This is a genomic window from Variovorax boronicumulans, from assembly GCF_029892485.1.
In the GTDB taxonomy this organism is placed as follows: domain Bacteria; phylum Pseudomonadota; class Gammaproteobacteria; order Burkholderiales; family Burkholderiaceae_C; genus Variovorax; species Variovorax boronicumulans_B.
Window position 1 is genome coordinate 613,087 of record NZ_JARXVG010000001.1, and the last position, 16,989, is coordinate 630,075.

Here is a 16,989-nt window from a genome sequence, read left to right on the forward strand (position 1 = left end):
GGACTTCCGGGCCGACACGACCATGGCGACCTTCAATCTCCACGGGCCGGGTATGAGCTTCAAGGACATCAAGAATCGGTTCGGCGCATCGTTCCAGCGGGGCGATCGCGTCTTCTGCGAAGGCCGCCTAGGCACGGTCGCCAGCGCCAACCACAAGCACGTCCGGGTGAGGTTCGACGGCAAGTGGATTTCCGCGCCGTGCGAGCCGCGCGATCTGCAGCTTGTGGGCCCGGCGGTGTTTCCGTCGACAACGCCGGCGACCGCCGCACTTCAGTAGTCAGTCACGGCCGCTTCCAGGCCCGTGCGCCCCGACTGCTGTTCTCCCGTCAAGCCCCCGCAAAGCTCCAGCGATTCGTGGCAACGGCATTCGCGATGTCGTCGTCGTGCGTCACCAGCATCAGCGCAGCGCCACGCTCGTCCAGCGCATCGAGCAGCACGCCCATGGCCTCCTGCTGCGACACCGGATCCAGCCTTGAAGTCGGTTCGTCGGCAAACACCAGGGCAGGCTGCACGGTGAGCACGCGCGCGAGCGCGATGCGCTGCAGCTCGCCCCCGGACACCTCGGCGGGCCGGCGCGCCAGCAGGTCGGCAGGCATGCCCAAGCGGTCGAGCTGCTGCAGCACGGCCGGCCAGGCGCAGCGATGGCGCGCAGCCACGTCGCGCAGCGACTGCGCCAGGCTGATGCGGGGTGCGAAAGACGCGACCGGGTCCTGGTAGAGCTTCTGGAAGGCGGTCGGCAACAGCCCTTCGGCACGCCGCACCATGCCGCGGTCGGCCGGCAGCAGGCCCAGCAGCACATTGCCCAGCGTGCTCTTGCCCGTTCCGCTCGGGCCTTGCACCACGAAACGCTCGCCGGCGCGGATCTGAAGATCGATGCCGTCGAACAGCGGCTTGCCGCCGAAGCCCTTCGACAGGCCTTGCGCGCTCAGCACAGGCGCGCCCGCCACTGCCGTCCGACGCCGAGGCCAATGCGCCGGATCGGCCGCGACCAGCCGCCGCGTGAACGCATGCCGCGGGTTCGCGAGAACGGTGCGGGCATCGCCCTGCTCCACCACTTCGCCATGGCGCAGCACGATCAGCTGTCCGCCGAGCGCCTCCGCCACGCGCAGGTCGTGCGTGATGACGACGACGCAACCGCCGGCGCGCTGCACCGCCTGGAGCATCGCCACGGCGTGGTCGCGCCAATGGCCGTCGAGGCCCTTGGTGGGCTCGTCCGCCAACAGGATGCGTGCGCCGCCCGCGCAGGCCACGGCCGCGGCGGCGCGTTGCGCCATGCCGCCGGAGAGCTGCCACGGATACTGCCGCGCCGAAGCGGCCAGGCCTGCGGTGCCGAGGTCTCTCAGCGCCGCCGACTCGGCCTCCTCGAAGGCGGCGCCCCGGACCAGTTCGTGCGTTTCGGACAGCTGGGGCGCAATGCGCATCAACGGGTCCAGCGCCAGGGCGGGCTCCTGGGGCAGCAGGGCGAGCGTGCGTCCCCAACGCGGCCGCCGCGCCCGCGCATCCTCGGCGCGGCTTTCGACGCCATCGAGCACGACACGGCCGCCGGCACGCAATGCCGCGGGCAGGTTGCCCATCACGGCCTGCGCCAGGAGCGACTTGCCGGCACCGCTTTCACCGAGCAGCGTCAGCGCTTCACCGGGCCGCAGGCTGAAAGACACATCGCGCAGCAGCGGCCTGGCGTCTACATGCACGGAGAGGTTCTCGACCGCGAGCAGGACAGAGGCGCTCATGCCGTCTCCCCGTCCGCGGCAAGCAGCATCATCCCGAGCACCAGCAGCATCAGCAGCGCCACCGGTGCCGCGATGAGCCACGGCGCCTCCTCGTAGTGAGGAAGGAACTCGATCATCATCAGCCCCAGTTCGGGTGTCGGCGGCTGCAGCCCCACGCCGATGAAGCCCAGCGCGGCCAGCGCCAGCACGGCCTGCGCGACGCTGAAAGCCAGCAAGGTTCCCAGCACCGGCGCAAGCGCGGGCAGCAGATGCCGGCGCAGCACATAGGCCGGGCCGAAGCCCAGCAGGCGCGAAGCCTGCACCGCATCGCCCGCCAGCACCGGCCGGCTGGCCGTGCGGGCCACGCGGAAGTACTCGACCCACAGCGACAGCGAGAGACCGATGTACAGCGCCCAGTACCGCCCCGGCGCCAGCGCGGCGAAAAGCAGCACCAGCAGCAGGCCCGGCACCGAGAGCACCGCATCGCCCAGCATGACCAAGCCCCGTTCGATCCGACCGCCACGCCAGCTGGCCGCAACGCCCAGCAGCACGCCGGGAACCGCCGCGGTCACGGCGGCGAGCAAGGCAAGCCCCAGCGAGAGCTGCGCCGCATGCGCCAGGCGCGAGAGCACGCTGCGGCCCAGCACGTCCGTGCCGAGCCAGTGCGCCGCGCCTGGCGGCAGCAGGGAGTCGGCCAGCGTCTGGCGTGCGGGGTCGATGCCGATCGCCGCGGGGCCGAACAGCGAAAACATCGCCACCATCGCGAGGATGGCGAGGCCCGTGCGACGGCGCACTTCCGCGCGCCGCGATTCCCGGGCCGTGCGCATCGGGATGTCGAGCAGCGTGCCGTTCATGCGTCCACCCCCATGCGACGGCGCGGATCGAGCGCGAGGCAGGCCGCATCCACCAGCAGGTTGAACACCACGAACAACAGGCCCATGCAGAGCGCGGTGCCCTGGATCATCGGCACGTCGCGCCCGAACACCGCATGCACCAGCGCATGGCCGATCCCCGGCCAGGCGAACAAGGTTTCGACCACCACCGCGCCCTCCACAAGAAAGACCGCATGCACGCCCAGGTACGCCACCACCGGTGCCGCTGCCTGGCGCAGGCCGTGGCGCAGCAGCGCCTGCCGGTCCGACAGCCCTTTCGTGCGGGCAAATTCAAAAGATGCCGATGCCGCCGCTTCACGCATGGCAGCCCGGGCGACGCGCGCCAGCCCCGCCGCCAGACCCAGCCCGAGCGTCAGCGCCGGCAGGAGCAGGCCGGCCGCATGGTCGTCGCCGGCGACCGGCAAGGCTCCGAGCCGCACCGCGACCAGCACCATCAGCAGCACGGCGAGCAGGAACGGCGGCAGCGCGCGCAACACCACGGCCAGCGCCAAGGTGAGCCGGTCGATCCAGCCGCCCGCATGCAGGCCCGACCAGATGCCCAGCGGCAAGCCGACGATGGCTGCGATGAACACCGACGCAACCGCCAGGTCGATGGTCGCGCCCAGCTGATGCGCCACTTCGCGCCACACCGAAGCGCCGGTCACCAGCGAAGTGCCGAGGTCCAGGCGTGCGATGTCGCCCCACCATGCCAGCAGCGCGAGCCACAGGGGCCGGTCGAGCCCGAGTTCGATGCGCACGGCATCGGCGGCGGCGTTGTTCACGAGGTCGTAGCCATAGCGTCCCGCGGCGATGCGGGTGGCCATGTCGCCGGGCAGCGATCGCGCCATGAAGAAGCACACGGCCCCCACCAGCAGGCCGAGCGCGACGATCTGGATGGCACGGCGCAGCAGGATGCCGGCCCATGCAGTGCGGGTCTTGTTCATGCGCTCCACCTCATCGAGGCGACCCGGTAGGAACGCTCCAGCGGATCAAGGCTCACGCCGGCCAGGCGCGAACTCACCGCGACCTGCTGGCGGTACCAGGCAATGGGGATCACCGGCAATTCGGCCTGCAGCACCGCCGTGACCTGCGCGCGCAAGGCGGCCGCGCGCTGCGGCGTCGACGTGCCACGCGACAGCTCGGCCAGCGCCTCGACCAGCGTATCGCTGCGCCAGCCCATCGCGCCCCAGTCGCCGCCAGCGGCACCGAAATCCTGCATCAGCGTGCCCGTCGGATCGGGCACGGTGGCGTAGTTGCGCGCCGCCAAGCCCAGTTGCAGGCTGCCGTCCCGATGGCCCAGGGGAATGTCGCCCGAGTTGCCGACGCCGACCTGCACCGCGATGCCGGCCTGGCGCCACTGCTCCTGCAATGCGGAGGCGATGACCGGCAGCTCCGGCCGGTCGGGAAAGGTGCGCAGCGAGAGCCGCAGCGCCTGTCCCGAGGCGTCGCGCAGTCCCTCGGCCGTGCGGCGCCAACCGGCTTCGGCCAGCAGGCTGGCGGCAGCGGCCGGGTCATGGCGCAACGGAGCGAGCGCGGTGTCGTGCCATGCCTTCAGCGTGGGCGGGAACAGCTGGGTTGCCGCGAGTTCGGGATCGCGCAGCAACGCCCTGGCGATGCCGGCGCGATCGATCGACAGGCTCAACGCCTGCCGCACCCGCAGGTCCTTCAGGGCGGGCAGGCCCGCGTTGACCTTCAGGATCGCGGTGCGCGGCAGCGTCACCGCATCGACGCGCACCTGCCCGCGCTTTCGCAGACGCACGAGGCTGACCGGATCGAGCCCGTAGGCCAGGTCGGCCTGGCCGCCCTCGGCCATCAGCGCGCGGGTTTCGGCGCGGCCGGCGGCGAGGTAGCGCACGCGCTCGATGGCGGGCTTCGGGCCGCCGTAGCCGTCGAAGACCGCGGCCTCCACCTGCTGGGGCGCGGCCAGCGACACCACGCGGTAGGGACCGCTGCCGACGATGGCCCGCACCTCGCCGCCGGGACCGTAGCTCACGGGTGCGAGCACCATCGTGCTGCTGTGCGCCAGCAGCCCGGGCAGTCCCGCATGGGGCGATGCGAGCCGGATCGCGACGACGCCGGCGCCCTCGGCTTCCAGCGACCGGATCGGCGCCAGGCTCAGCAGGGCCGGTGCCACGCGCGCGGCCTGGAGACACCGCACGACCGCGGCGGCGGTCACCGGTGTGCCGTCGTGAAACCGCGCCGTCGTGCGCAGCGTGAAATGCCACGCCAGGCCATCCGGCGAGACCTGCCAGCGCACAGCCAGGCCCGGCAGCGGCGTGCCATCGTCGCCCGCCTCCATCAGGGTCTCGGTGATCTGCATGCGCGTGAAGACGTAGCCGCTGCTGGCCGGCGCGAGACCGCCGATTTCCCAGGGGCCCACGATCTGCAGCGGCGTGCGTGCGGGCTGCGCCAGCAAGCCCGCCGATGCAGCGACGACGGGGCCCGCCGCGCAAATCTGGAGCGCGCGGCGGCGCGTCGGATGGATGGTCGATGTCATCTCAGAACCTGGCCTGCAGGCCGACGGTGATGGTGCGCGAGGTGCCTGGCGTGACCCAGACGCGGCTGTACGAACTGCTGTAGTAGGTCCTGTCGAACAGGTTGTCGACATCGAGGGTCAGGCGCAGCGTGGGGTTGAGCCGCCAGTACGCGACCAGCTTGGCGGTCGTGTACGCAGGAAGATCGAAAGCAGGCGTTCCGGCCGCGGCTTCGGCCTGCGTGCGCGCCTGGCCGAGCCGCCTGCCCATGTGCGTCACGCCGCCCCCGATGCCATAGCGCTGGCCATTCGCAAAGCCATCCTCGTAGACCGCCAGCACGCTGCCGTTGACCCGTGGCACGTTGAGCAGCCGGCCGCCGACTTCGAGGGTGTTGTCCTTCGTGATGTCCACGTCGTTGAGCACCAGGCTCGCATTGACACGCCACTTCTTGCCGACCTGGCCCGAGAAGTCGAGCTCCAGGCCGCGGCTGCGAATCTCTCCTGCGGCCACCGAGTAACCGGTGTTGACCGGGTCGGAGGTCAGCACGTTGCGCTTGCGGATGTCGAACAGCGCCGCGGTCGCGCCCATGCGCTGGTCTGCGCTCTCCCACTTGGTGCCCAGCTCCAGTGCGCGTCCGGTCTCGGGCGCAAAGCCGTTCGAAGCGACGTCTGAACCGGTGTTCGGCCTGAACGAGCGGCCCGCGTTGGCATAAAAGGTCCATTGCGGCGTCGGCAGCCAGCTCAGGCCGATGCGCGGCGAGGTCGACGACGGCTCCTGCGCGGCCGTGACTCCGCTGCGGCGATTGAGCAGCGACTGGCGGTAGTTGTCCGCACGCACGCCCGCAACCAGCCGCCATTCAGGCGAAAGCTTGATCGCGTCCTGCACATAGAACGCGCTGTTGCGCTGCCGCTCCAGCGTGTCGATGTTGGCCGTGGGCACGGGTTGGAACCAACCGTAGACCGGGTTGTAGATGTCGATCGCATAGGGCCGGGCCGCCGTCGGATTCGCCCGCAGCATCAGGGAGTCCATGTCGAAGCGGAAAGTCTCCGCACCGAAGAGCAGTTCGTGCTCGATGCCGCCGGTTGTCACGGTGCCTTGCAGTTCGGCCTGCAGCGCGATGTCGTTCGAGCTGAAGTCGCGGTAGCGCCTCTGGCGCGTGAGGTTGCCGTTGGCCTGCAGGGCCGTCGGCTCGGTGGAGAAGCCTTCCATCGAAGTCTCGCGGTACGACAGCCCCACCCGGCTGCGCCACGTCGAACTCCATTCATGCGACAGGATGAATTGGTGCGTCTGGTTCTTGACGGTCACGTCGCCATCCGCCGGCTCTCCGAGGAAGCGGCTGCGCGGAATGGCACCGAGCCGGTTGTCGACCGCCACCACGCCGCGGTCCAGCGGCGTGGCATGGCGCAGGTACTCGCCCGAATACTCCAGCACCGTGTCGCGTCCGAGCTTCCAGGTGAAGGCCGGCGCAACGACCTCGCGCTTCGCACCCACGAAGTCGCGGAAGCTGTCGCGGTCTTCCACCGCCACGTTGAGCCGGTAGGCGAAGCTCTCGCCGATCGGTCCGGTGCTGTCGAAGGCGCCGCGCTTGAGGCCCTGGCTTCCGGCATAGGCTTCGACCGAATTCGCCGATGTCCAGAGCGGTCGCTTGGACACGATGTTCAGCGTGCCGCCGGGTTCGCTGCCGCCATAGAGCGCAGAGGCGGTGCCCTTGAGGAACTCGATGCGCTCCACACCGGCCAGATCGCGCGGCGCGTTGAAGCCCCGGTTCGAGGAGAAGCCGTTGAACAGGGTCGCCATGCCGGTGTTCTCGTTGCCGGGCAGGCCGCGGATGGCGATGTTGTCCCAGAGCCCGCCGAAGTTGTTCTGGCGCGAGACGCCGCCGACGTAGTCGAGCACATCGTCGAGCCGGGTGGCCCCCAGGTCGTCGATGGCCTGGCGCGTGACGATGCGCACGGATTGCGGCAGCTCGCGCAGCGGCAGGTCGGTCTTGGCGCCGGCGGCTTCTTCGGCGTGGTAGGCCCCCGACTCGCCGCGGCCGACGACTTCGATGGTGCTCAGTTGGCCGTCTGCCGGCGGCGCGGAAGACTGGGCGAGAACCGGTCCCGCACACAGCGCCGAGACGGCGAGCCCCAGTGGAAGGCGGCGAAACAGGGGAACGCGATGGCACGCGTGTTCGAACGAAAGGGTGGTCATGAAAGAAAGGCTCGACGAGACATTGCATCCCGCCCCTGGACGCGGGCGGCAGCAAAAAATGGAAAGGGAAGAAAACGCCACTGCGCTGCGGCGCAGTGGATGTCTGTCAGGTCGAGGCCAGCGGGGGATCGCGCGAGGCGAAGGGCCAGCGCAGAGGATTCGGCACGAAGACGGCCACGGGCGGCGCGCGCGGCATGGCCGCGGATTGCCGCACTTCGAACGAAGCTGGCTGCGGCGCGGGTGCCGGGGCATGGTGCGCATAGGCCAGGCACCATTCGCACACGCCGTGCGCCTCTTCCTCGCCGGCAGGATCGGCTGCATTCGCGCAGCCCTCGAACGCCGCCGCCTGCGTCAGGCCGTCGGCGGCCTGGCGCAAGTGCCCGGCCTCGTGCAACGGCATGCCGATGGCCGCGTTGAAGAACACGGCCAGCAGCAGAAGACGAAGGAGGCGTTGAAAGCCGAGGAGGCGAAGCGGCATGGCGAGGGTCGAAATCATACCGGCGCGTGCCGCGCCTGTAGAAGTTGACCGCACCCCAAACGGCGGCAGGCTCCTACATCGAGGCTGCGATGCGCTGCAAATGCTCTGGCGGAAAGGGCACGCGCCCCGAACCGACAAGGAGCTTCCATGAAGAACGATCACGAAACAGGCGACGACCGGGACAACCGGCGCGTCTTTGCATGGGGCGCGAGTGCCGCGGTCCTGGTGTTCCTAGGCGCGCTCGCGTATTTCTACGCAGTGGACAAGCGAGGCGAGGCACCGGCGGCACCGGCCGCCACGCAAAGCGCCGCGCAGCCCGCACCGGCCGCACCGGCCGCACCAGCCACGCCGGCTCGATGACCCCGGTGGTCATCGACCGGATCGATGGCGAACGCTGCGGGCCCCAGGCTCGCGCATGCCCCGCCGGCAACTGCTCCCTGCACATACAAGCGATGCTGAAGTGCTCCTACGCAGGCTGCCTTTCTCCGGGCCGAACCTGCTCTCACGAACAACGCGCCCAACCACTCACGACGGGCGCACCCAACTCACAAGGAGCATGAAATGGGCAGCAACAGACCAGCGATCGGTTCCGGCGAAGGAACCCGCCCCACCACCAGCGGCGGCGTGGACAACATCGGCGGCGGCGAAAGCTTCTCCGGCAAGAAAACCGCGGCGAACGAAGACGTGTCCGGCCCGGCGCCGCGCGAGCGGATGCGGGACAAGCAGAAGAACGTCGAAAGCACGAAGCACGACGACTCCGCGGCCTTCGGGTTGACGGAAGACCTCGCGTCGGAGACCAACCGCGAACCCGCGGAAGACTCGCAACCCGCCGAAGCCAACCCGCGCGAAGAAGCGATCCGTCGCGCGGCATACGAGGCCTACCAGCGCCGCGGGGGCGTCCCCGGGCGCGAGCAGGAGGACTGGCTCGAAGCCGAGGCGCAAATCGACCGGGACGCATCGAAAGACCGGACCTGATCCGCACGCCCGAACAGAGGACACAGAGGAACAAGCGCATGGCAACCAGCAGCATCCTGGGCGGTGAACACCCGCCGATCGAACCCAAGGGAACCGGCGAAGACAGCCTGGGCCCCAGCGACTCCAGCGACAGCGGCAGCGATGCCGCCGGAACAGGCGACCGCGAGCTCGCCCAGGCAGGCGAGGAAGCCCCGACCGATGCAGACATCCTGCCCGACCGCATCGGCGTGTTTCCCGACGCAGCGCCGGACGTGTCCACGGGCGTCGAAGATCCGGATGCGGCAAGTGCCGAGGATCTTGCCGGCGAAAGCGCGGAGGACGACGAAAAAGACGACGACGAAGACGCCGAGAACGCCTGATGCCCACGCTGCATGCCGGCAGATCGGCGCGGGACAAGCGATCTTCGGCGCGCAATGTCGACGGCACCTTGCGCAAGGTCTTCGGCCATGCCTACCTGCGCGCCGGCCAGGCGGAGGTGATCGGCCGCGTCATGGCGGGTTTGTCCACCCTCGCGGTCATGCCCACCGGTGCCGGCAAATCGCTTTGCTATCAGTTGCCCGCGCTGCTGCTCGAAGGGCAGACCGTGGTGGTGTCGCCGCTCATCGCGTTGATGAAGGACCAGTGCGACAGGCTCCGCGGGCTGGGCATCCAGGCGGTGCAGGTCAACAGTTCGCTCGGTGCGGAAGAGTTGGCCCAGGCTGAACTCGACATCGATGAGGGTCGCGCGCGCATCGTGCTGACCACGCCCGAGCGGCTGTCCGACCCCGGCTTCCTGCAGCGGTTGGGCAGGCACCCGGTGGCATTGGTCGCGGTCGACGAGGCGCACTGCATTTCGCAATGGGGGCATGACTTCCGTCCCGCATTCCTGGAGATCGGCCCCGCCATCGCGGCGCTGGGCAGTCCGCCGGTGCTCGCACTCACCGCGACGGCGGGCGACGAGGTGGCCGCCGATGTGATGAAGCTCCTGGCCATCCCGCGCTCCGGATTGGTCGACACCGGCGCCTACCGCGCCAACCTGCACTTCGGGGTCGAGCAACTGGCGAACGAAGAGGAGCGGCTGCGCCGCACCGTCGAATTCGTGCAGCAGGAGGCAGGCAGCGGCATCGTCTATGCCGCCACCGTGAAGGCCGCGCAGCTTGCGTTCGACGCGCTGAAAGCGCGCGACGAATCCGTTGCGCTCTACCACGGCAAGCTCGGCGCACGCGAGCGCAACGCCGCGCAGGAAGCATTCATGTCGGGCGCCGCGAGAACCATGGTGGCCACCAACGCGTTCGGCATGGGCATCGACAAGGCCGACATCCGTTTCGTCCTCCACTGCCAGATGCCGTCGAGCCTGCATGCCTACTACCAGGAGGCCGGACGGGCCGGACGCGATGGCCAGAGCGCGCGCTGCATGCTGCTGTTCCACGCGAAGGACCGGACGGTGCAGCAGTTCTTTCTGGCCGGGCGCTATCCGCAGCTCGAGGATCTCGACGCGATCCATCGGCAATTGCTCGCCGAGCCGCCGGACGGCGAGGGATGGACCGCGAACAGCCTGCTCGACGCGCTGCAGCGGCCACGCACGAGGATGCAGTCCGGCATCGCAGTGCTCAGGCAGGCACAGCTGCTGAAGATCGATCGGCAAGGACGCATCGCCATCCGCAAGCGCGCGGTCGCGCCCGCCGATTTTTCCGCGGTGCTCGATGCGTACAAGGACCGGCGCATACAGGACCGCGAAACGCTCGAACGAATGGTCTCGTATGCGCAGTCGGGGCAGTGCAGGTGGCAACTGCTTCTGAGCGATCTCGACCCGTCCGCCGACCTGAAGCGCTGCGGCTCCTGCGACAACTGCCGGCGGATCGCGGCCCACGAATCGGCCATGGCGCAACCCATCGTCATGCGCCATGAGGCCGGCACTCCCGCGCGGAAGATGCCGGCCTTCGCCGCCGACGACCGGGTGAAGGTCAAGCGATTCGGCCCGGGCGTGGTCATCGCCGCGGATGCGGGGTCCGTCACCGTGGCGTTCGCCGATGGCGCCGAACGCTGCTTTCATCCGGACTATGTGAGCCGCGTGCGCTGCAGGTCCAAAGGCGAAGCCGCAGGCGGCGAGGTCGCGGGCGCGCTGCCGCTGCCGGACGGTTCCAGCTGCGGGAAGAACCCTTGAAACAACAGGAAGTAGGCAATTTTCCGAACGCTGCGGGCTCAAGTCCTACGAACATGCCGGTCGCCGAAAAACACGCTGCGCGGCATGCATGAAACCCGCTTTCCAAGACCCGCCACGAGCTTCCGCACCGCCCGCCGCTGGCTGGGCGGCGCCGTCGCATGCTTCGGGCTCTTGCTGCTGATCTTCGAAGGCATCGATCTCGCGCAGTCGAAATCGCCCCTGGGTGCGGCGCTGACCGGCGGCAGCATCGCGGCGCTGGCGACTGCGCTGGGCACGGTGCCCGTTCTTCTCTCGCATCAGTTCTCGCAGCGCGCGTACGACAGCATGTTGGGCTTCGGTGCAGGCGTGATGCTCGCGGCGAGTTCGTTTTCGCTGGTCATCCCCGCGCTTGCCGCCGCGAAGTCGCAAGGCGCGGGTCCGTGGGGCAGCGGCGCGATCGTCGGCGGCGGGCTGCTGCTGGGTGCGCTTGCGCTGCTGCTCATCGATCGCCTCGTGCCGCACGAGCATTTCGTCAAGGGCCTCGAAGGACCGGAGTCGCGGGCGTTGAAGCGGGTGTGGCTCTTTGTGCTGGCCATCGTGCTGCACAACCTGCCGGAAGGGCTGGCCATCGGCGTCGCGTTCGCGGGCACCGACCCGGTCGGCGCGACAGCGCTGACCACGGGCATCGCGATCCAGGACGCGCCCGAAGGACTGGTGGTCGCGCTGGCGCTTCGAAGCGTGGGCTACGGCCGCGGCACCTCGGTGGGGCTGGGCGTGATGTCCGGCCTGGTCGAGCCGATTGCGGCCGTGTTCGGCGCGGCGGTGATCGGGCTCACCGCCGGCTTGCTGCCCTGGGGCCTGGCGATGGCGGCGGGTGCGATGCTGTTCGTCATCAGCCATGAAATCATTCCCGAGTCGCACCGCAAGGGCCACGAGGCCTATGCGACCGGCGGGTTGATGCTCGGCTTCGTGCTCATGATGGTGCTCGACACCGCCCTGGGATGAGCGCCATGGCTGCCGCGCTGGAACACCAGACCTTGACGCTCGGTACGGACGACGTGGCGCTGCACGTCGTCACGGCGGGCGCCGCCGACGCGCCGCTCGTGATCCTGCTGCACGGCTTTCCCGAGTACTGGGGCGCGTGGCGGCGGCAGATACAACCGCTGGTCGACGCCGGATGGCGCGTCGCGGTTCCCGACCAGCGCGGCTACGGCGCATCGTCGAAACCCGGAGCCGTCGCCTGCTACGCGCTCGATACGCTGGCCGACGACGTCATGGGCATCGCAGGCCACCTGGGCGCCTCGCGCTTCAGCCTCGTTGGCCACGACTGGGGCGGCATGGTCGCCTGGCACCTCGCCGCTCGCGAGCCCGCAGCCATCGAGCGGCTGGCGATTCTCAACGCGCCGCATCCGGCGAGCTTTGTCGGCTTTGCCCTGACGCATCCGATGCAGATGTTCCGCAGCACCTACGTGGGCTTCTTCCAGCTGCCATGGGTGCCCGAAGCCGTGCTGGGCGCGCGCGATTTTTCGCTCCTGGAAGCGGCGCTCACCCGATCGAGCCGGCCCGGCACCTTCAGCGATGGCGAACTGGCCGACTACCGCACGGCGTGGTCCGCGCCCGGCGCCCTGCGCGCCATGCTCAACTGGTACCGCGCGATGCCGCTGGCCCAGCCGCTCGCCACGCCCATCCAGGCGCCGGTGCGCATCGTCTGGGGCGATGCTGACACGGCACTCGAAGCCGGCCTCGCCGACGCGGCCCTGTGCTACTGCGTGGACGGCCACGTCGTCCGGCTGCCGCAGGCCTCGCATTGGCTGCACCATGAAGAGCCCGATGAAGTGAGCGCGCTGCTCACGGAGTTTTTCGGCGAAGGCGCGTCCACCCCGACGAAGTGAACATCCGCCGGGAACACAAAAACATCGGACCCTCCGGATCGCAAAAAGACTACACGCAGGGCCGGATGCCGCACGCAATTTCAAGCTTTTCCAACCACCCAACCACAGGAGCCATCCATGCCCATCAAGTCTGTGAACGACCTTTTCGTGCACGAGATTTCAGACACGTACAACGCCGAAAAGCAGATGACGCGATCGCTGCCCAAGCTCGCGCGCGCCGCCACGGACCCCGAGCTTTCGCAGGCCTTCGAAGACCACCTGCAGGAGACGCGCACCCAGGTCGAGCGCATCGAACAGATCGCGGAGACCTGCGGCTTCAAGATCAAGCGCATCAAGTGCGACGGCATGGAAGGCCTCGTCGAGGAAACGATGTCGCTGGTCGACCTGATCGAAAAGGGTCCGGTGCTGGACGCAGCGCTCATCGGGTCCGCGCAGAAAGCCGAGCATTACGAGATTGCGGGCTACACCTCGCTGTGCCTGCTGGCGCAGAAGCTGGGATATGCCGAGGCCATTCCATTGCTCAAGGCCAGCCTCGAGGAAGAACAGGCGACCGACAGGCGCCTGGGCCTGCTCGCCGAGGCTGCGCAGATCGAAGAAGCCGTGGGCTGAACGAAGGCGGAGGCTGGATTCATGTCCGACTGCTACGAGGGCGACGGCTTCGAATTCAGCATCCGCCTGCCCGATCGACGCCGCATCCAGGTGCACGTGACGCGCGCCGCACTGGAGTTTCTCGGGGGCGATGCGCCGATCGACCAGCTCTCCGTGCTCGTGGACTGGATGGACCTGCTGCACGAGCGCGCCCTGCTCCTCCACGCACGAACCGGTGCCGAGCTGGTCATGCTGGAGCCAGAGGATCTGGACGACGTGGAGGAAGCCGGCATGCCCAGGCCGCGCACGCTTCATTGACCGTCGTCTGCATGCCCGGGCGCGGGCGGCTTTCGCCCTCTGCCCGGGCAGCGCTTTACTTCTTCGCGGTGCTCGTCGCCAGGCTTTGCGCGTGCTGCAGATGGCCCTGCACGATGGGCAGCATCTTTGTGGCCAAGGCCTTGAGGTCGGCGTCCTTGGCTTCGGCCTGGGTCTTCTTCAGCAGCTTCTCGGTGGCTTCGTGGTCGCCGACGCCGGCCTGCTTCACGTAGCGGCTGTCGAAGGTGTCGCCCTTGAGCGCCTTGAACTCGACCATGACGGCCTTGTGCTTCGCATCGGGCCCGTCGGGCAGCTCGGTGCCCGATGCCGACGCGAGGGTCTTCACATCGGCCAAGCCCTTGGAGTGATCGTCGACCATCATCTGGGCGAACTTCTTGATCTCTGGATTCGAGGATTTCTCGATCGCGAGCTTGCCGGTCTCGACCTCCGCGATGTTGGCTTGGGCAATGTCCTTGAGCAATCCGGCATCGGATCTGTCGAGTTTGCCGGCGGCCCACACGGTCGAGGCCGAGAGCAGCGAAAAGGCGATGGCGGCGGTTGCGGTGAGGTGGCGTGTCGATCGTTTCATCTCTAAAGGCTCCAGGTGATTGAAAGAGCCGGCAGGCTCGCACGCGCATCCTCGACCTCGTTGTAGGAAAAAGAGCAAAACCGTGTGCCTCAAATTCCCGCAGGAGTGCCCAGCAAACAAGCCGCGCCGCCGGCTGCAATGTTGACCGGGCATGCCGATTGCCCTGCACAGCTTCCCATTGTTCTTTTCAGATCAGGTAGCTTGCATGAGAAAAAAGGTGACGCCCAAGGACCTCCGCGTGGCCGAGTACTACGACCTCCTGGAATTTCTTTCGCGACGGCACTTGCCGGTCGTGTGTTCGAGGGCGGAGGACATCCATCGCATCCTGGCGCTGCGCAGCGCCTCGCTGCTGGAGGCCCTGACCGAACCGCCGGAGTTGCTGCGCACCGGCGAGCGCCGCATCGCGCGCGCCATCGTCACGGCCATCACATCGGAAGGCCGCACCGCGCTGGCCCGCAACACGCGCGCGCTCCCTGCATCGCACCGCGCCTGACGCGGAAAAAAGCGCCCGGGCTCTTCAGAGCCGTGCGATGGCCGACTTGAGTTCCTCGATCGACGCCGGCTTCGGCAGGTGGGCATCGAAGCCCGCCTCGAGCGCGCGCCGCGCATCGGTGCGCCGTCCGTAACCGGACATGGCGATGGCGCGCAGCTCGCGCGTCACCTCGTTCCGCCGCACCTCGCCGATGAGCTCGAAGCCATCCATCTCGGGCATGCCGAGGTCCGACACCAGGAGGTCGTACCGCTGCGTCTGCAGCAGCGCCAGCGCCTCCTTGCCGTTCTCGGCCGTGTCGACGACGGCGCCTTCCAGGCGCAGTACCTCGGCAAACGGCGCGAGGGCATCCGCGTAGTCGTCCACTGCCAGCACGCGCCAGCCCTTGACGTTCACGCCCGGCAGCCGCGCATCGGCCTTCACCGCCTGATCGGTGCCGACCAGCGGAAGCCAGACGCTGAAGGTCGCGCCATGGCCGATGCCCTCGGAGTGCGCCTCCGCGCGGCCGCCGTGGGCGAGCGCCAGCTCGTACACCAGCGCCAGGCCGATGCCCAGCCCGCCATTGGGCGAGGCCACCGCTTCGGCCTGGTTGAACATGCCGAACACATGGGGCAGGAACTCGGGCGCAATGCCGCAGCCGGTGTCGGTGACGGTCAATCGGGCGAACCCGTTCTCCGGCGCCACGCGCACGGTGATGCGCCCGCCGTCGGGCGTGAACTTCGCCGCGTTGCTCAGAAGGTTCCATGCGATCTGCTCCACGCGCACGCGGTCGCCGTTGCAGACCACGTCGGCTTCGCAATGCGCGTCGAGCGCGATCTGCTTGCCGGGCGCGCCGGCAATGGCCGCCGTCGCGGCGGTCCGGACCAGCTCGCCCAGGTCCACCGCCACCCGGTTGAGCCGCAGCTTGCCGGTACGGATGCGCGAGAGATCGAGCAGGTCGTTGATGATGCGGCTCTGGCTGGCCACCGCGCCGCGTATCGCCTCGCCCAGGCGTTGCACCTTCGGGTTGTCGGCGACACCCGGCAGGCGCATGAGCAGCTCGGCATTCATCTGGATGAGGTTCAGCGGCTGCTTGAGCTCGTGCGACATCACCGCCAGGAAGCGGTCCTTCAACTCGTTGGCCAGCTGCGCATTCAGGCTGGTCTTCTTCTCCTTCACCAGCCGGTGCTCCTGCGCAAGTTCCAGCTGCTTGGTACCGGTCATGTCGCGGCCGATCTTGGCGAAACCGCCGCCCGCGCTCGCATCCAGCGCCGTCATCACGCCGCTGCAGAAAAAGCGGCTGCCGTTCTTGCGCAGGTGCCAGCGGTCGTCCTCGGCGCGGCCGGTTTCCACGGCGCGGCGCATCTCCTCTTCGGGTACGCCGTGCGCCTGGTCTTCCGGCGTGAAGATGCTGGCGATCGGGTGCTGCAGCATCTCTTCCTCGGTGTAGCCGAAGATGCGCTCCGCCCCGCGGTTCCAGGTGGTGATGAGCCCGGCGGGGTCGGTGGTGATGATGGCGAAGTCGCGCGTGGTGGCAGCCACCATGCGCAGGCGCTCTTCGCCGGCGCGCACCTTCGCCTCGGCGGCCCGCAGGTCGGTGATGTCGAAGAAGTTGAGGATGGCGCCTTCGATCTTGTCGTCGGCGGTGCGATACGGAAGTATGCGGGCGACGTAATGCCGCCCGTCCGCGCTGGTGACGTGCCGCTCCACGGTGCGCAGGTCCTTGAACGCCGAGGCCGTGTCGTCGGCCAGTTCGGGGTAGTCCAGGCGGCTGGTGATGTCGAACAGCGAGCGGCCCAGGTCGGTCGGGATCAGGTTGAACAGCCGAACCGCATCGGGCGTGTAGCGCTTCACGCGCATGCCGCGGTTCACGAATATCGTGGCGATCTCCGACGACGAGATCAGGTTCTGCAGGTCGTCGTTGATGTCGCCGCGCTCCTCGACCTTGACCTTGAGCTCGTAGTTGACCGTCACCAGCTCCTCGTTCATCGACTGGAGCTCCTCCTTGCTGGTCTCCAGTTCCTCGGTGGCCGAGCGCAGTTCCTCGTTGATGGCCTGCAACTCTTCGTTGGAAGCCTTCATTTCCTCGGTCGAGGTCTCCGAGTTCTCGATGGTGTCCTGCAGATGCAGCTTGAGCTGGCGTATCTCGTCCTCCAGCTGCGCGATGAGCAGCACGCGCGCGGAGTCGCCCGACTCCGCCGTCAGCAGCGGCATGCTCTCCCCGACCTCGTCGAACACCACGAGCACGAGGCCGGGCGGCCCCGCGTCCTGCGGCAGCGGACGCACCGTGATGTTCAGGAAGACCTGCTTGCC

18 protein-coding genes are annotated in these 16,989 nt (G+C 68.5%); 10 read left to right on the plus strand and 8 right to left on the minus strand.

The features are described from left to right. Positions 1-22 precede the first annotated feature (22 nt). Positions 23-277 (plus strand): hypothetical protein, encoded by a 255-nt coding sequence (locus M2282_RS02960; RefSeq protein WP_280807289.1) that lies wholly within the window; start codon positions 23-25, stop codon positions 275-277. 49 nt (positions 278-326) lie between these two features. Here the strand turns inward: M2282_RS02960 and M2282_RS02965 are convergent, their stop codons facing one another. The 6 genes from M2282_RS02965 to M2282_RS02990 form a co-directional block, all read right to left on the minus strand. Then, entirely contained in the window at positions 327-1,730 is a 1,404-nt protein-coding gene (locus tag M2282_RS02965; RefSeq protein WP_280807290.1) for an ABC transporter ATP-binding protein, read from the minus strand. Next, a complete protein-coding gene (locus M2282_RS02970; protein WP_280807291.1) occupies positions 1,727-2,563 on the minus strand; it encodes an ABC transporter permease in 837 nt (278 codons plus the stop codon). Before M2282_RS02970 ends, M2282_RS02965 begins: the two co-directional genes overlap by 4 nt. After that, positions 2,560-3,525: an ABC transporter permease gene (locus M2282_RS02975; protein WP_280807292.1), complete on the minus strand. Its 966-nt coding sequence runs from the start codon at positions 3,523-3,525 to the stop codon at positions 2,560-2,562. Before M2282_RS02975 ends, M2282_RS02970 begins: the two co-directional genes overlap by 4 nt. Then, entirely contained in the window at positions 3,522-5,078 is a 1,557-nt protein-coding gene (locus M2282_RS02980; protein ID WP_280807293.1) for an ABC transporter substrate-binding protein, read from the minus strand. Before M2282_RS02980 ends, M2282_RS02975 begins: the two co-directional genes overlap by 4 nt. Before the next feature lies 1 nt (position 5,079). After that, complete coding sequence (locus M2282_RS02985; RefSeq protein ID WP_280807294.1) at positions 5,080-7,248, minus strand: TonB-dependent siderophore receptor; 2,169 nt, start codon at positions 7,246-7,248, stop codon at positions 5,080-5,082. A gap of 106 nt (positions 7,249-7,354) precedes the next feature. After that, the gene (locus tag M2282_RS02990) at positions 7,355-7,726 is read right to left on the minus strand and encodes a DUF2946 family protein (RefSeq protein WP_280807295.1); all 372 of its coding nucleotides are present in this window, start codon (positions 7,724-7,726) and stop codon (positions 7,355-7,357) included. Between the two features lie 147 nt (positions 7,727-7,873). On the opposite strand from M2282_RS02990, the gene M2282_RS02995 reads away from it, so the two are divergent. The 8 genes from M2282_RS02995 to M2282_RS03030 all read left to right on the plus strand — a co-directional run bounded on the left by M2282_RS02995 (position 7,874) and on the right by M2282_RS03030 (position 13,621). Next, positions 7,874-8,086, plus strand: coding sequence for a hypothetical protein (locus M2282_RS02995; protein ID WP_280807296.1), 213 nt, complete (start codon positions 7,874-7,876; stop codon positions 8,084-8,086). A 201-nt stretch (positions 8,087-8,287) separates the two neighbouring features. Beyond that, positions 8,288-8,701: a DUF2934 domain-containing protein gene (locus M2282_RS03000; RefSeq protein ID WP_280807297.1), complete on the plus strand. Its 414-nt coding sequence runs from the start codon at positions 8,288-8,290 to the stop codon at positions 8,699-8,701. A gap of 38 nt (positions 8,702-8,739) precedes the next feature. Next, the gene (locus M2282_RS03005) at positions 8,740-9,060 is read left to right on the plus strand and encodes a hypothetical protein (RefSeq protein ID WP_280807298.1); all 321 of its coding nucleotides are present in this window, start codon (positions 8,740-8,742) and stop codon (positions 9,058-9,060) included. Next, the gene (locus tag M2282_RS03010; RefSeq protein ID WP_280807299.1) at positions 9,060-10,844 is read left to right on the plus strand and encodes a RecQ family ATP-dependent DNA helicase; all 1,785 of its coding nucleotides are present in this window, start codon (positions 9,060-9,062) and stop codon (positions 10,842-10,844) included. Before M2282_RS03005 ends, M2282_RS03010 begins: the two co-directional genes overlap by 1 nt. Before the next feature lie 84 nt (positions 10,845-10,928). Beyond that, the gene (locus M2282_RS03015) at positions 10,929-11,828 is read left to right on the plus strand and encodes a ZIP family metal transporter (RefSeq protein WP_280807300.1); all 900 of its coding nucleotides are present in this window, start codon (positions 10,929-10,931) and stop codon (positions 11,826-11,828) included. Continuing rightward, positions 11,825-12,715: an alpha/beta fold hydrolase gene (locus tag M2282_RS03020; protein WP_280807301.1), complete on the plus strand. Its 891-nt coding sequence runs from the start codon at positions 11,825-11,827 to the stop codon at positions 12,713-12,715. Before M2282_RS03015 ends, M2282_RS03020 begins: the two co-directional genes overlap by 4 nt. A 117-nt stretch (positions 12,716-12,832) precedes the next feature. After that, positions 12,833-13,324: a ferritin-like domain-containing protein gene (locus M2282_RS03025; RefSeq protein ID WP_280807302.1), complete on the plus strand. Its 492-nt coding sequence runs from the start codon at positions 12,833-12,835 to the stop codon at positions 13,322-13,324. A 21-nt stretch (positions 13,325-13,345) separates the two neighbouring features. Further along, entirely contained in the window at positions 13,346-13,621 is a 276-nt protein-coding gene (locus tag M2282_RS03030) for a hypothetical protein (RefSeq protein ID WP_280807303.1), read from the plus strand. Between the two features lie 55 nt (positions 13,622-13,676). Here the strand turns inward: M2282_RS03030 and M2282_RS03035 are convergent, their stop codons facing one another. Continuing rightward, positions 13,677-14,207, minus strand: a complete 531-nt coding sequence (locus tag M2282_RS03035) for a DUF4142 domain-containing protein (protein ID WP_280807304.1) — start codon at positions 14,205-14,207, stop codon at positions 13,677-13,679. Positions 14,208-14,412: 205 nt separating this feature from the next. Here M2282_RS03035 and M2282_RS03040 point away from each other — a divergent pair, with 205 nt between their 5' ends. Next, on the plus strand, positions 14,413-14,700 hold the full coding sequence (locus M2282_RS03040; protein WP_280807305.1) for a hypothetical protein: 288 nt from the start codon (positions 14,413-14,415) through the stop codon (positions 14,698-14,700). A 24-nt stretch (positions 14,701-14,724) separates the two neighbouring features. Here M2282_RS03040 and M2282_RS31035 read toward each other — a convergent pair whose 3' ends face one another. After that, a complete protein-coding gene (locus M2282_RS31035) occupies positions 14,725-16,962 on the minus strand; it encodes an ATP-binding protein (protein WP_348541719.1) in 2,238 nt (745 codons plus the stop codon). Between the last annotated feature and the right edge of the window lie 27 nt (positions 16,963-16,989).

Coding starts and splice junctions, on each gene's coding strand:
- M2282_RS02960 (WP_280807289.1), top strand. CDS start 23: ATGGCGACCTTCAATCTCCACGGGCCGGGTATGAGCTTCAAGGACATC.
- M2282_RS02965 (WP_280807290.1), bottom strand. CDS start 1,730: ATGAGCGCCTCTGTCCTGCTCGCGGTCGAGAACCTCTCCGTGCATGTA.
- M2282_RS02970 (WP_280807291.1), bottom strand. CDS start 2,563: ATGAACGGCACGCTGCTCGACATCCCGATGCGCACGGCCCGGGAATCG.
- M2282_RS02975 (WP_280807292.1), bottom strand. CDS start 3,525: ATGAACAAGACCCGCACTGCATGGGCCGGCATCCTGCTGCGCCGTGCC.
- M2282_RS02980 (WP_280807293.1), bottom strand. CDS start 5,078: ATGACATCGACCATCCATCCGACGCGCCGCCGCGCGCTCCAGATTTGC.
- M2282_RS02985 (WP_280807294.1), bottom strand. CDS start 7,248: ATGACCACCCTTTCGTTCGAACACGCGTGCCATCGCGTTCCCCTGTTT.
- M2282_RS02990 (WP_280807295.1), bottom strand. CDS start 7,726: ATGCCGCTTCGCCTCCTCGGCTTTCAACGCCTCCTTCGTCTTCTGCTG.
- M2282_RS02995 (WP_280807296.1), top strand. CDS start 7,874: ATGAAGAACGATCACGAAACAGGCGACGACCGGGACAACCGGCGCGTC.
- M2282_RS03000 (WP_280807297.1), top strand. CDS start 8,288: ATGGGCAGCAACAGACCAGCGATCGGTTCCGGCGAAGGAACCCGCCCC.
- M2282_RS03005 (WP_280807298.1), top strand. CDS start 8,740: ATGGCAACCAGCAGCATCCTGGGCGGTGAACACCCGCCGATCGAACCC.
- M2282_RS03010 (WP_280807299.1), top strand. CDS start 9,060: ATGCCCACGCTGCATGCCGGCAGATCGGCGCGGGACAAGCGATCTTCG.
- M2282_RS03015 (WP_280807300.1), top strand. CDS start 10,929: ATGCATGAAACCCGCTTTCCAAGACCCGCCACGAGCTTCCGCACCGCC.
- M2282_RS03020 (WP_280807301.1), top strand. CDS start 11,825: ATGAGCGCCATGGCTGCCGCGCTGGAACACCAGACCTTGACGCTCGGT.
- M2282_RS03025 (WP_280807302.1), top strand. CDS start 12,833: ATGCCCATCAAGTCTGTGAACGACCTTTTCGTGCACGAGATTTCAGAC.
- M2282_RS03030 (WP_280807303.1), top strand. CDS start 13,346: ATGTCCGACTGCTACGAGGGCGACGGCTTCGAATTCAGCATCCGCCTG.
- M2282_RS03035 (WP_280807304.1), bottom strand. CDS start 14,207: ATGAAACGATCGACACGCCACCTCACCGCAACCGCCGCCATCGCCTTT.
- M2282_RS03040 (WP_280807305.1), top strand. CDS start 14,413: ATGAGAAAAAAGGTGACGCCCAAGGACCTCCGCGTGGCCGAGTACTAC.